This is a genomic window from Pseudofrankia sp. EUN1h (assembly GCF_001854645.1).
GTDB lineage: Bacteria > Actinomycetota > Actinomycetes > Frankiales > Frankiaceae > Pseudofrankia > Pseudofrankia saprophytica.
In genome coordinates this window covers 60,288-72,489 of the sequence record NZ_MBLN01000061.1, presented here as the reverse complement: position 1 = coordinate 72,489, position 12,202 = coordinate 60,288, and the positions used below count along the sequence as shown (strand labels likewise).

Genomic DNA, 12,202 nt, shown 5'->3' with positions numbered 1-12,202 from the left:
GTCCGTGGACATATGACCAAACTAGCCGGCACCCGCGGCTACGGGGAGGAATCGGGGCTGTCGGCGCCGGCGATCAGCGAGAACGCGCGCTCACGTCGTCTGCCCCACCGCGCGGCCCGCTCCCCGGCTCGCGCCATCTTCCCCTGGTCGTAGTGGCGCCGCGCCCACGGGCTTCCCGGGGCGGCGAGCCGCAGGACGCCCCAGATCCCGACAACGGTCACGAAGACACTGAACATCGCCACCCAGGGTTTTCCCTTGATCGCGGTCAGCACGGTAAGGGACAGATTGAACAGCACAAGTGCCACAAGGGTCCAGCGGGCGGAGCGTTCGTCGTCACTGATGTCATCCAGCCCGAAGGGTGCGGCGCGGACCAGGAGGAGCCCGGTCAAAGCCGTGGCAACGATGACGGCATCGACGGAGGAGCGGCCTTCCTTCGTCCAGTAGACGTCCTTCAGGTGGAGCAGGAGCGCGAATTCGTCGAGAACGAGGCCGGCCCCGATCCCGAAGACGAGCGCAAGGATGTCACGCCACGGGTGGACGGCGCTGGGAGCGAAGCCGATGGTGCCGGCCGCGAGCATCATGAGAACACCGAAGAACTCGTGGTGCACGTGCACCCCGCCGGCCGAAATGTTTCCCGGCCACCATCGAACGTTCGCCCGGATGAGGCGGGCGGAGGTCCTGATGAACAGGAACCCGCCGACCAAGCCCACGAGAAGAAGCAGCAACGGCTGACGGCCGGTTCTGATGAACTGCTCGTGATATGAGCCGGTGAGCCAGGACCACTCCATGCCCGGAGTCTGTCAGCACACGGCGATACCGCCGCTCGTCCCGCGCCGGGTCCGCGGACGCATCGCCGCCGCCGGCGGAGCGGAGCGGTCGCGCTCCTGCGCAGCAGCGGCTCGGCCGCCGGGCCACCCGGCTACCTGCCAGCTCCCGGGGGTTGGGTACGGGCRTCTTCGGAACCGATGCTGGCCAGCAGCGCCGGGAGCTGGCCAAGCGCCACCGCCATGCCAAGGACGTTCTGATACTCGCGCAGGTGAACGATCCGACCGTCACGAACCCTGAGGACGAGGACGAACGACGCCGAGGCCTGACGGTTGATGGTGGTTATCGTTCCGGCGAGGTCGTACTCCACGATGATCACTTGCGGGTCCGCCGTGTCGTGGATGACCACATTGCGGAATCCCTCGAACCGCACCGGCAGAGAGGCCCGGCCCGCCGCGGCGAAGGCGCCGAACACCGCTCGCCCCTCGAAGCGGCTCGGCATGCCCGGCCGGGCGAACGGGAGCTCGATGATGACGTCCTCGGCGTACAGCTCGTCCGCGCGTTCGGGGGCGTTCCCGAGAAGTGCCTCCTGGAAACGGGCAAAGGCCTCGCGTGGGGTCATCTCGGCGCTGKCGGACGGTGACACCATTCGGTTCCCTCCAGACTGGGCGCGCGACCGACCGGTCTAGGCCGTCCCGCGGAGCTAACATGAGTCGCGACTCAGAATATGATGAGTCTTGACTCATGTTGTCAATCCCAGGAGGACGCCACCCATGTCGGAAGGCAGGTCCTCAGCGGCCGATCGGGGCGTCGTGCCAGCAAGCCAGGGTCTGCGCGCCGACGCACGGCGCAACCGAGCGCGGATCCTGGATGCCGCCGAGGCGGTCTTCGCCGAGAAGGGCGCCTCGGCGTCGACGGAGGAGGTCGCCCGGCGGGCCGGGCTCGCGATCGGCACCGTCTTCCGGCACTTCCCGACCAAGGAAGCCCTGCTGCGGGCGCTGGTCAGCGACCTCGTGGTTCGGCTGGACGACGAGATCAAGACCTTGGTCGACGATGGCGATCCGGCGACCGGTCTGTTCGTCTTCTTCGCGAGCATGGTCGAGCAGGCGGCGGCCAAGAAGACGGTCGTCGATCTCCTGGCCGCCTCGGGGATCAACCTCCCGGTGGCCAAACCGATCCACACGCTGCGAGAGTCGATCGACGCGCTGCTCACCCACGCTCAGGACGCCGGCGCCGTACGCGACGACGTCCGCGTTCCGGAGGTGCTCGCGCTCCTCACGGCCGCCTGTCAGGCAGCGCTGCAGGCAGGCTGGGACGACGAGCTGCAGGCCCGGACACTCACCATCGTCTTCGACGGGCTACGTCCACCCGCACGCAGATGACGCGGGCCCCGGCCGTCCCCGCGAACAGGCGGCGACCGGTACCCGGCCCGGCAGGAACCGGCGAGCGGCCCGCCCGACGAGCGACGCGGGCTCAGGACAGGCCGGCGGCGGCGGCGGCCTCGGCCAACGTCGGCCAACCGGAGCCGATCAACACCCAACCATCGTGGCCCGCGCGCGGGCTCTTGGGGTCGTGGACCTTGACCTGCCAGTTACCAGGGCTGGTCTCCCTGGCGAACGCGGACTTGCCGTCGCAGGTGCCGTAGCGGCTACCGAGCACGCCTACGGCCGTGGATGACCCGGAGGCGGAACCGTACTGAGCGGACATGAGGTGCCTCTCCAAGGGAGTTCACCGACGTGCCCGGGCTGAGCCTGAGGCTCGTAGAGCCGCGACGCTGATGCGCGGCAGGCCGGATTGTTTCCCAGTGACCTAAGCTTACGCCGCCTCTGCCCAACTGCCGACCCGGGACCGTACTGAACCGCGACCGCCAGAGCCAGCGCCATTGGCGTGATCGCCGGTAACGCCCCGCGGCGGTCGTGAAACGGCAACGGTTACCGCCACCGGAGGACCTAAATCGCGATCAAAGGGCCGCCAATCGACCGCGGCAAAATCGGCCAGGTGCAGATCGGAATGCTTGGGCCATTCGAGGTTCGTACGGACGAAGGCGTCCTCGCTGACCTGCCGGGCGCCCGGTCGCGCGCGCGGTTGATCGCTCTCGCGCTCGATCCAGGTCACGAGGTCCCGAAGGCGACGCCCGTCGACCGGATTTGGGGTGAACGTCCGCCGTCAGAGGCGGCGAATGCCCTGCAACGCCTGGTTTCCCGGCTGTGGAGGGCGCTGCCGGAAGGGGCGGTCGAGGGCAGACGGACGGCTCCCTGCTGAGGGTGGAACCCGGCGCCGTCGACGCCGTGCGGTTCGAACGCCTCGTCGACCAGGCCCACGATGACGGGGACCCGCGGTGGGTACGACTGCTGCGTGAGGCCCTTGCCCTGTGGCGCGGTACGGCCATACAGGACGCCGGGCTGCAGGACAGCGCGGCGTTTGACGCGGCGCGCAGGTGTAGCCCGCCGACGACCGCCTGATCGGCCGAGCCCGCCGGTCACCGCACTACCGCTCCTTCGTCACCTGCCACGCCATTTGCCGGCCTCCTCCCCGTCGATCAGGAGCGAAGCGGGGTGTCGACGTGACCGGCTGACGCGGTCCGGGGAGGCTCACCCGGTATGAACGGTCGAGCAGGGAGAAGAGGCACCAATGGTACAGGTGGCGGCCGGTCTAGCAAGATCATGGTGGATCGGTCGGAGGGATTCGGTGAGCGACTGCTGGGTGTGCTGCTGGACCGCGCTCACGAGATGCCGCCACAGCTGATTGCCCCACTGGTGGCGGAAGAGATCGGCAGGATCGGCGGGCGAGACATCTCGATCCTTCTGCAGGACTATGAGCAGCTGATACTCACGCCGCTGCCGGGCAGGAGCCTCGCGGTCGGGAAGCCCGAGCCGATCGACGACTCCCCCGCCGGCAYGGCATTCCTCCGCGCGATGACTGTCGAGCAGCCACAGGCTGACGGTACGCGAATGTACCTGCCGCTGCTGGACGGTAGCGACCAGGTGGGGGTACTGGCGTTTACTCTCGACACGGTCGATGATGATGACCGCCGGTTGCTGGGGCGACTCGCCGGCCTTGTCGCCGACATGTTGGTGACCAAGAGCAGCTACACCGACCAGTTCTTCCAGGCCCGGCGTCTCGAACCGATGAGTGTCGCCGCGGAGATCCAGTGGTCGCTGCTGCCTCCGCTGACCATGATCACCCCGCAGGTCGCGGTGGCCGGCATTCTCGAACCCGCCTACAACATCGCGGGCGACAGCTTCGACTACGCCCTCAACGACGACATCCTTCACATGGTCATCATCGACGCGATGGGCCACGACCTGGACGCCGCGGTGCTGGCGACGGTCGCGATCGGCGCCTACCGGCACGCCAGACGTGCCGATATCGGGCTTGCCGACCTGTACACGTTCATGGACGCAGCCATCCACAAGCAGTTCGGTACCGATCACTTCGTCACAGCGCAGATGATGCGTCTGGATATCGGAACAGGTCACTTGCAGTGGGTTAACGCAGGCCATCCGGCGGCGTTGCTGATCCGCGATCGCAAGGTTATCCAGGCGCTGGAGAGCCCTGGGACCCTGCCGATCGGCTTCGGTGGTGACATACCGCAGGTCAGTGAGCAGACGCTCCTACGCGGCGACCGGGTGCTGTTCTTCACCGATGGCCTCGTCGAGGAGCATGAGACGGGCGGGCAGCAGTTCGGCGAGGAACGCCTGATCGACTTCGTCGAGAGTGCCCACGGAAACAGTGTGCGGGAGACGGTGCGGAGTCTGTCCCACGCGTTGATGCGGGAACGGCGCGGGATCACGACCGACGACGCGACGCTCTTCCTGGTCGAGTGGTGCGGGGGCACCGCCGACCATCTCGCGAGCATAGATATCTAATCTGGCAAGAGCTGGTCCCGCCCGGCTGTCCCATGCCGGTCACCGGCGCGAGGGCTCRCATCCGGCCACCGTGGTGGACGACCTGAGGTGAGGGCCGCGGATGTCAGGCGGGGCGCAATGTGTTGGCGGTCTTCGCCGCGTCGATCCAGGCTTGAATCTGCCGCTCGGAGAGCCCGACAACCGGCCCGTGCCGGTCCTCGATCATCTTCTTCAGGTTGGCGGCGTTGCGACGCCCCAACTCCCTGATCGAGGCGACACCGATCTCCTCAAGGATCGTCCGATATCGGGCGCCGATGCCCTTGATCCTGTCGAGATCGCCTTCGCGGGCCTGGTGGCCACCGCTGTTGGTCGTGGTCATGGTGCTCCCCCTTTCCTGGGGAGTTCGGCGTGCGGGATGGACGTCGAGCACCGCGACCAGACCGGCCGCGACGAGCTGCTCGAAGACGGCGGGCCGGGCGCCGCRCACACTGATCCATTTCTGGCGGCGAGCCGCCAGGGAAGCGGCGCCGGCCAGCACATCCAGGCCCGCCACGTCGAGGACCGGCACGTCGCCGAGGTCGACGACCAGCAGCGGCTCCCCCGCGTGCATTCCATGGTCGAGGGCGGTCTGAAGCGCGGTGCCCGCGGCGCCGGCCATGCCGCGAACGTGGATGGTCGTGACCTGATCACGGTGCGAGGTGAAGATCCGGGCTCCTGCCGCGGCCGATACGACCTCACCATAAGTGACCTTGAGACGTTGAGTGTCGTTGTACGTCCCGAGCTGGGCAAGGGCGCGGGCCCGGTCAGTGTCRCCGAGTGGTCCCAGGAGAACATCGAGGAGGTCCCGTCGATACTCCACTACGCTCGCCAGATCCCATCGGACGGGCGATGGCTGGGATACAGCGGATCGACCGGCGGCAGGCCCCACGCGGACCATGGGAAAACCTCGACGGGGATAGCGATACCGAGGCACTCGAAACGTTCGGGCAGGCTCACAGGCAACGTCCCATGGACGATCACCGATGGCGCCCGAGCGTGAGCGGAACACTCGCGGTCTCGCGGCAGTTACGCGGCGTTTCCGATCCCGAGCCGGCTATTTGCCTAGCTGGTTCAGCATAGCGCGAAAATTCCTGATTGTCGACCGGCGCAAAACGCCTCGCAGGATCCCGCGGCCCTGATCCGTGCCAGCTGATCGAGAACCAAAAACCATCATCATACAAGGGCGGACGCACTGTGGTACAGTGAAGATCGGCCGGAATCCTACGAATCCGGAATTCTGCGAATGTCGACGCCAGGTTGGTGTCAGCACCGGCCGTGGCCATCCGGCGGCTCTTATCGCCGGAGTTAGGCGGCCGTCATGACGACGGGCCGAACTTCCGCACTTCTCGACGAGGTCGACGCCGCGCGCTTCGACGGCGACGGCGGCGCACCCACCAAGCTCCAGGTCACCCTCGCGGACATGCGTCCCGAGCCGGTCGGCGGCGGTGAGCTACGGCTGTCACTGGCCCCGGCCCGCGGCCGGGAATCCTTCGACGRCGCCTGGTGGCCACGGACCTGGCACCTGGCCAGCGAGCTTCCCCCGCTCGTCGCCGCGTTGTCCGCCACGGGTGAGGCGCCCGGCCGGATGTCGGTCAACGGTGACATCTGGACCGACATCCCCCGCGTGCTTCCACGACCGGGCCGCCCGCCGCTGCGGATCAGCTGGTTTCGCGCCCTCGACCCCCACACGGTCACGCTGGGCGGCGCCAACCGAACACGCCTCTTCCTTCTCGTGATACCCCCCGACGCTGCCCCGGAGGCGGGGGAAGAGGTGCTCCAGATGGCCGCCACCGGCCGGCTGTCCGGCCCAGCTGGCCAGATACTGCGCCACGCGGGCGCCGCGCCATCACCAGAATGACCACGGACCGCCCCGCCCGCTGACAACGGTCCGGTCCTCGCCGGCTGATCAGGCGGAAAAGCGCTCGCCAGACCGGCGCGACGCGACTCTCGAGATGTCATGCTCGGCACGAACCTGGGGGCAACCCATGCTGGTAACCCGACCATGACCGTGTTCGACGATGGCATCGCCAGGCCGACCCAGGAGCTGAGTTCCGAGCAGGCGCGGGCGGATGCCCTCGACCTGCGGGCGGGCCTGGCCGGTCTCGCTGGTCTGGTGTCCGGTTCCCTGGACCTTCAGGAGCTGCTGACCCGGGTGGCGAGCTTCGCCGCCCAGGCCATCCCAGGCGCCGACGGCGCCGGGGTGACGTTGCTGCGTCTCGACCGGGATGACGACCGTATCGAGGCACTGGCGGCCAGCGCGCCGTTCGTCCGGGACATCGACGAGATCCAGTATGCGGTCCTCAACGAAGGTCCCTGTATCACCGCGACCCTCGACCGGCGCACGGTCCGCTCGGGATCACTGGGCGGCGAACGGCAGTGGCCCCGCTTCGGCCCCCGGGTCGGCCGCCTCGGTGTGCACAGCGTGCTGTCACTGCCGTTGTTGCTACCCGACCAGGTGGTTGGCGCGATCAACGTCTACGCCCACGGCAAGGACGTCTTCGACGACCACGCCGCCGAACTCGGCGAGCTGTTCGCGGCCCCGGCCGCGGTCGCGGTGCACAACGCCCAGGTGCTGGCCCAGGCGCTGAACCTCACGATCCAGCTGCAAGCCGCCCTGTCGACCAGGCCGGYCATCGATCAGGCCATCGGGCTGCTGCGCGGCCGCACCGGCGGGACCGCGGAAGAGGCATTTGCCCGGCTGCGCGCGATCAGCCAGCGCGAGAACGTCAAACTCGCCGCCGTCGCCCAGCGCATTGTCGATGAGGCGGTCCGCCGGGCCCGAGCCCGCAATCGCGAGATATAGCTCGGTCCTCGGTGCCTCCGCGGCGGCGCGGCCGGCTCGACCGAGTAGCCTGAAGATGGCACCCACGGATCCGGGGCCCTGACTCGTGTCCGGTGCCCCACCAAGCACCGCGACCCGCGGTACTCGGCTTTGTGGCCGAAAAGGGCGTTCGGGGACGCCGTTTCGGAGTACCCCCGTCGTGGATATTTCCACTGCTTTGGCGGCGGACCTCGCCGCTCTCACCGAATCGCTCGACGAACCGGGCGCGGATATCTCACGAACCCTGCGACAACTCGCCGCCGACGCCAAGAGCGCCGTAGGATCCTACCTCGGTCTCTCGGCCATACTCTCCGCCGGAGAGAATTCCCTGATTTTCACCGTGCTCGAGGACGATGCCGAGCGCGAAGACATCCGTGCCTCGCTAAGAATGTCCCTTCCCCCGAGTACTCCCGCAGCTGAGGATCCGGCGGCTACGACTTCTCTGATCCTCTTCGCCGCGGCTCCCGGAGCGTTCCTCGACCTCGCGACCGACCTGAGCTGGCTGACCAACGACAGCGGCGGCCTCGGCACCACCGGATTCGTACTCGACGAGGACCTCACGGTGCCGCGCGACCCGGCCGCGCCCAGCGGGCTGAAGACCCAGTCGACAATCGACCAGGCCGTCGGCGTGCTGATCGGCAGAGGCAACACCCCCGAGCAGGCATATCAGCACCTCGACATGCTGGCCRCCGACGCCCGCGTCGGCCGGCCCACCGCGGCCGAGGCGATCCTTGCCGAGCTGGACGGGCCGAGCTGGACAGATCTGGGTGCCGACGACGGGCGCCCGGCGCACCCACAAGGGCCCGACGGCGAGGCGATACCGACCCTGCCGCCACGGGACCCATAGCGCCATCCGGCTGTCGGGACCAACTGTCATCCTCAGTCAGATGTCAGACCGTGCCGGCGGGGGCGCGGGAGACTCCTGTCGAGCCACGTCGATCGCGCGCAGCGCGAGAACAGCGATGTCGTCGGCATGGGGGCCACCGGTGAAGGCGAGCACATCCGCCTCAACGGCATCCACGAGGTCGTGCGCGCTGAGCTGCCCCGTCGCGGCGAGGAGAGCTCGGAGGCGTTCCTCGCCGTACTGTTCGCGGCCCCGTCGAGCTTCGGTGACACCGTCCGTATACAGCAACAACGTAACTCCCGGCCGCAGGGTCACGCGCACGTTCTTCAGGCCGGAGTTGTCGAACAGACCCAAGGGCAGACCGTGATGCCCGATGGCGCGCACCGAACCGGCGGCGCTTCTCAGCAGCGCGGGCATATGCCCCGCCGACGCGAGGAGCGCGCGGGCTCCACCTGGGCCGGGAAACAGCATGACGTAGGTGGCGGTGAGGAAACGCTCGCTACCAGGACTCCGGGTGAGAAGCGCCGTATTCAGGCGGTCGAGCACCCGCGACGGAGTCTTCTCGGTCGTCGCGACGGCGCGGATCGTGTAACGCGCCAACGCCGCGATCATCGCTGCTTCCGGGCCATGGCCGCTGACGTCCCCGATCACTGCATCCCACCGTTCCGACTCCGGTTCACGCCGTACGTGTACTCGGCCTGTGCTGCTCCTGGAGCCGGTGTCGCCGCGCGTCCGCACCGGGAACACGTCGTAGAAGTCGCCAAGCGCCCCCAGGCCGTCAGCCGCCGGCAGGCTACGCGCGGCGACCTCCATGCCTGGAACACCAGTCGTCCGTGGCGGCAGCAGACCCATGTGCGGGGCCAACCCCTGGGCCACAAGCACTCCTAGCCGCTCCGCCGCGCGGCCCGCGCGCGCGGTGTCCTCGCGCCGTCCCAGCTCCCCCGCCGCGACGGTCGCGAGACCTTCGGTTGAGCCGCCACTTCCTTGTGCCACGCGCGATCCGGACCGAACGGCGGCCGCACGCGCCACCGTCGCGTCGGCCCGATCATGGGGCAGCACGGCGCGGGCTCAGGTCAGGCCGGTAGCGGCCAATGCCTCGGCCAACGTCGACCAGCCGGAGCCGATCAGCAACCACCCGTCGTGGCCCACGCGCGGACTGGTGGGATCGTGCACCTTGACCTGCCAGCTGCCAGCGCTGGTCTCCCTGGCGAACGCGGCCCTGCCGCCACACCTGCCGTATCGGCTACCGAGCACGTGCGTCGGCGTGGGCATGGAGAGCGCGGATGTGGAACCGTTCTCAGCGGACATGAGGTGCCTCTACAGAAGAGATCACCGAGGCGCCCGGCGCTGAGCCTGAGGCTCGTGGGGCGGCGACACTGACGCGCGGCGACCCCAGCCCGAGCTGGCTGTTTCCCAGCGGGGTCATCGTACGCCGTCCCTATCCCGTTGTCCGGCTCCGGACGGAACGATCAGACCTCTGAAATGCCAGAGGGCGGCGGGAAATCCCGTCTCGACAGCCACGTCAATGGCCGCTCGTAGTCTTCACGTGCTCCGTGCTGAACGGATCGCCGGACGACCGCCGAAGGGCGCCGGGCGATCGTACTCGCGGCCAAGGCCAGTTCGAGTCCGCCCGGCCGGCGAGGCTGTTGCCGCCGGGGCTGCGATCGTCCGGAGGCAGCGCGGCGCATCGCCGGTCAACGCTCTGCTCGACGACGCCGCTGTCGCCGAGCAGAGCAGCTGGAGGCCGGCGGGGCCCGCACCACCGGCGAACCCGGGGACCCAGCTCGTCGAAGGTCAGGGGTACCGCGGCGCACCGTCACCTGCGTGTCCATGCTGTAGGGAGGAGCCGAGTCGGATCGGGTTCCGTCCGCCCGGAAGTGCCCGGCTACTGGCCTACGGACATTGCGGAGACCAGCCTGCGGGCCTGGCCGACGAAGCGGTGTTCGATCAGGACCTCGTATTTTGTCGCGACGACCCGGCTGATCGAGGAGAAGTCCCGGGCACCACCGTGGGTTGCGGCGCGGAATCCGATCTGGCTCCAGACCAGTCCAAAGGCCGCGCCCAGGAAAGGAGTGGTAATCAGGAATCCGATCTGGTTCTGTGTGCTGAAAAGCGCGAAGGCGATGCCGACGAACAAACCCATCCAGAGGCCGGAGACCGCACCCGCGATCGCGGCCTTGCCGTGGGTGAGGCGCCCGGTGACGCGCTCGACCGACCTCAGTTCGGTACCGACGATGACGACGTTCTCGACGGGGAAATCGTGGTCGGCCAGGTAGTCGACCACGTACTGGGCCCGGGGATAGTCGTCGTATATCCCCAGCGATATCGGATCTTCCAGGTTCAGCGCTGGACGCGGACCGTCGGGTTGGGTGGTCACTTCTTGTGCCTMATTCCGAGAGGAGATTCCGGAGCTGGCGAGATGGAGCGTCCCGTTCTCCGCCCGGCCGTCCGCCCTGGTCCCCGCGGACGGTGCAGGGCGACACGAAGACGGCTTCTCATGCGAGCCAGGGCAGGCGTCGTACCAGTGGGGTCRCTACCCAGGCGCGGCCCAGTCCCAGCGTGCGGCCGGCGCCCAGGCAGGYGAGGACGACCAGCACGGCGGCGTAGATGAGGTGCTCGTCCAWGAACGGGTTGCTGGCCGACGGGAGGACGGCGCTCCACATCATGACGGTCAGGACTGCCCCGGCGGTCGCGGCCAGCCACATCCCGATGCCGAGCATCAGCGCCGCGCCGATCGCGAGCAGTGCAACCATGAACAGCACGTCAGCGAAGGCCGTGCCGGCCAAGGAATGGTAGAAGCCCGTGAACGGGCCCTTGGCGGCGGAGCCGAGGAATCCCTTGGTAGGGCTGCCGCCGTGGATCCAGGCCTTCGCCGAGGTCGTGTCGTGGCCCAGCCCGAACGCCTTGTCCAGGAACGCCCACAGGAACACCCAGCCCAACGCGAGCCGGACGACCGCCAGCAGGTAGCGGACGACCGGAGCCGAGTCTCCACCGCCGGCGGCCGTCGAGACCGGCTGTTGTCCGGGCGCGGATGGCCGGTCTGCATGGTTCTGGGATGCCATGCTGGCTGACCGGGCTTCGGCGTCATCGACGGCCGGCCGCGTCATGGTGCCAACGGGTCGGTCGATGGTCTCCACCGGGGCGTGGTGATTCTTGGCGATGTCGACCATCGCGCTCACGTTCCTTCGATTCTCGTCGATCGGGTCCGCGGGCGAGCGGCAGATGACCCTCGAAGCCCGGGAAAGACACCTTGACCCGCTGGTCGTTCCACGGAACGAAGACCAGCGGCAGGCTAAGGACGGCGACGAAAAAGATGGTCGCCGTTCAGGTTCGACCAGTGCGCGTGGAGCGCACGACATGCCGGCGAGGCGCGGGCTGCGTGTTGTCCGATGCAGGCGGCCGGAGGTCCGGCGACGCGTCGGTGGCGGTCATGACGACGCCCCGTCCTGGGCCCAGCTGGTAAGTGCGCCGGCGGGACCGCCGACCGCGGCGGGTATCAGAGTCCCCATGACCGGTGCGGGACGCACATCCAGCCGTTCAACCAGGCGGGTCAGCGCGAACAGCCGGTAGATACGGGGGCGGGCGCCGATGACCATGATCGGGATGTCGGCACGGGCCGCCCGGTTCGCCGCGTCGAACAGGACTCCCAGCCCGCAGGCGCCCAGAACCGACACGCCGCCAAGGTCGACGACCAGCAGCAGGGGCGCCCGGTCCAGGCCAGCGCTCAACGCCGCGCGGAACGCGGCCCGGGTCGCCAGGTCGATCTCACCGTGTGCACGCACGATCGTTCTGTCGGGCGGCGCGTAGATGTCGGCATGAAATCGGGAGACGAATCTGTCCGGGCGCTGCGCCAACGCCTCGGACGTGTGGGCGGGGGTTTTCATC

At 68.4% G+C, this 12,202-nt stretch carries 14 protein-coding genes and 1 pseudogene; 6 read left to right on the top strand and 9 right to left on the bottom strand.

The genetic code is table 11. The features are described 5' to 3' along the window. Window positions 1-38 precede the first annotated feature (38 nt). Window positions 39-608 carry a hypothetical protein gene (locus BCD49_RS22165; RefSeq protein WP_241832375.1) on the bottom strand — a complete coding sequence of 190 codons (570 nt, stop codon included), beginning with the start codon at window positions 606-608 and terminating at the stop codon, window positions 39-41. A gap of 311 nt (window positions 609-919) precedes the next feature. Then, a complete protein-coding gene (locus tag BCD49_RS22160) occupies window positions 920-1,414 on the bottom strand; it encodes a nuclear transport factor 2 family protein (RefSeq protein WP_083401618.1) in 495 nt (164 codons plus the stop codon). Between the two features lie 124 nt (window positions 1,415-1,538). On the opposite strand from BCD49_RS22160, the gene BCD49_RS22155 reads away from it, so the two are divergent. Continuing rightward, complete coding sequence (locus BCD49_RS22155) at window positions 1,539-2,147, top strand: TetR/AcrR family transcriptional regulator (protein WP_007513994.1); 609 nt, start codon at window positions 1,539-1,541, stop codon at window positions 2,145-2,147. A gap of 91 nt (window positions 2,148-2,238) precedes the next feature. Here BCD49_RS22155 and BCD49_RS22150 read toward each other — a convergent pair whose 3' ends face one another. Continuing rightward, window positions 2,239-2,472: a hypothetical protein gene (locus BCD49_RS22150; RefSeq protein ID WP_007513995.1), complete on the bottom strand. Its 234-nt coding sequence runs from the start codon at window positions 2,470-2,472 to the stop codon at window positions 2,239-2,241. A gap of 291 nt (window positions 2,473-2,763) precedes the next feature. Between BCD49_RS22150 and BCD49_RS46465 the strand changes: the two are divergent. Together BCD49_RS46465 and BCD49_RS22140 are read left to right on the top strand one after the other, a co-directional pair. After that, window positions 2,764-3,197: pseudogene (locus BCD49_RS46465) on the top strand (AfsR/SARP family transcriptional regulator); the annotation flags it as partial. A gap of 168 nt (window positions 3,198-3,365) precedes the next feature. Further along, window positions 3,366-4,634, top strand: coding sequence for a PP2C family protein-serine/threonine phosphatase (locus BCD49_RS22140; protein WP_083401617.1), 1,269 nt, complete (start codon window positions 3,366-3,368; stop codon window positions 4,632-4,634). Window positions 4,635-4,737: 103 nt separating this feature from the next. Here the strand turns inward: BCD49_RS22140 and BCD49_RS43640 are convergent, their stop codons facing one another. Further along, window positions 4,738-5,271 (bottom strand): DUF4332 domain-containing protein, encoded by a 534-nt coding sequence (locus BCD49_RS43640; protein ID WP_158072957.1) that lies wholly within the window; start codon window positions 5,269-5,271, stop codon window positions 4,738-4,740. Between the two features lie 699 nt (window positions 5,272-5,970). On the opposite strand from BCD49_RS43640, the gene BCD49_RS22130 reads away from it, so the two are divergent. From BCD49_RS22130 to BCD49_RS22120, 3 genes are all read left to right on the top strand, one after another. After that, the gene (locus BCD49_RS22130; RefSeq protein ID WP_071041851.1) at window positions 5,971-6,510 is read left to right on the top strand and encodes a DUF5994 family protein; all 540 of its coding nucleotides are present in this window, start codon (window positions 5,971-5,973) and stop codon (window positions 6,508-6,510) included. Window positions 6,511-6,609: 99 nt separating this feature from the next. Then, complete coding sequence (locus tag BCD49_RS22125) at window positions 6,610-7,455, top strand: GAF and ANTAR domain-containing protein (RefSeq protein WP_083401616.1); 846 nt, start codon at window positions 6,610-6,612, stop codon at window positions 7,453-7,455. Window positions 7,456-7,633: 178 nt separating this feature from the next. Continuing rightward, complete coding sequence (locus BCD49_RS22120) at window positions 7,634-8,320, top strand: ANTAR domain-containing protein (protein WP_131803547.1); 687 nt, start codon at window positions 7,634-7,636, stop codon at window positions 8,318-8,320. A 36-nt stretch (window positions 8,321-8,356) separates the two neighbouring features. On the opposite strand, the gene BCD49_RS22115 is transcribed toward BCD49_RS22120, so the two are convergent. From BCD49_RS22115 to BCD49_RS22095, 5 genes are all read right to left on the bottom strand, one after another. Next, window positions 8,357-9,130, bottom strand: coding sequence for a PP2C family protein-serine/threonine phosphatase (locus BCD49_RS22115; RefSeq protein ID WP_051466397.1), 774 nt, complete (start codon window positions 9,128-9,130; stop codon window positions 8,357-8,359). A 255-nt stretch (window positions 9,131-9,385) separates the two neighbouring features. Continuing rightward, window positions 9,386-9,625, bottom strand: a complete 240-nt coding sequence (locus tag BCD49_RS22110) for a hypothetical protein (RefSeq protein WP_007514009.1) — start codon at window positions 9,623-9,625, stop codon at window positions 9,386-9,388. A 577-nt stretch (window positions 9,626-10,202) separates the two neighbouring features. Further along, window positions 10,203-10,694: a general stress protein gene (locus BCD49_RS22105; RefSeq protein WP_007514011.1), complete on the bottom strand. Its 492-nt coding sequence runs from the start codon at window positions 10,692-10,694 to the stop codon at window positions 10,203-10,205. 118 nt (window positions 10,695-10,812) lie between these two features. Continuing rightward, window positions 10,813-11,424 carry a DoxX family membrane protein gene (locus tag BCD49_RS22100; RefSeq protein WP_071041879.1) on the bottom strand — a complete coding sequence of 204 codons (612 nt, stop codon included), beginning with the start codon at window positions 11,422-11,424 and terminating at the stop codon, window positions 10,813-10,815. A gap of 321 nt (window positions 11,425-11,745) precedes the next feature. Further along, the gene (locus BCD49_RS22095; protein ID WP_007514015.1) at window positions 11,746-12,201 is read right to left on the bottom strand and encodes an STAS domain-containing protein; all 456 of its coding nucleotides are present in this window, start codon (window positions 12,199-12,201) and stop codon (window positions 11,746-11,748) included. Window position 12,202 lies beyond the last annotated feature (1 nt).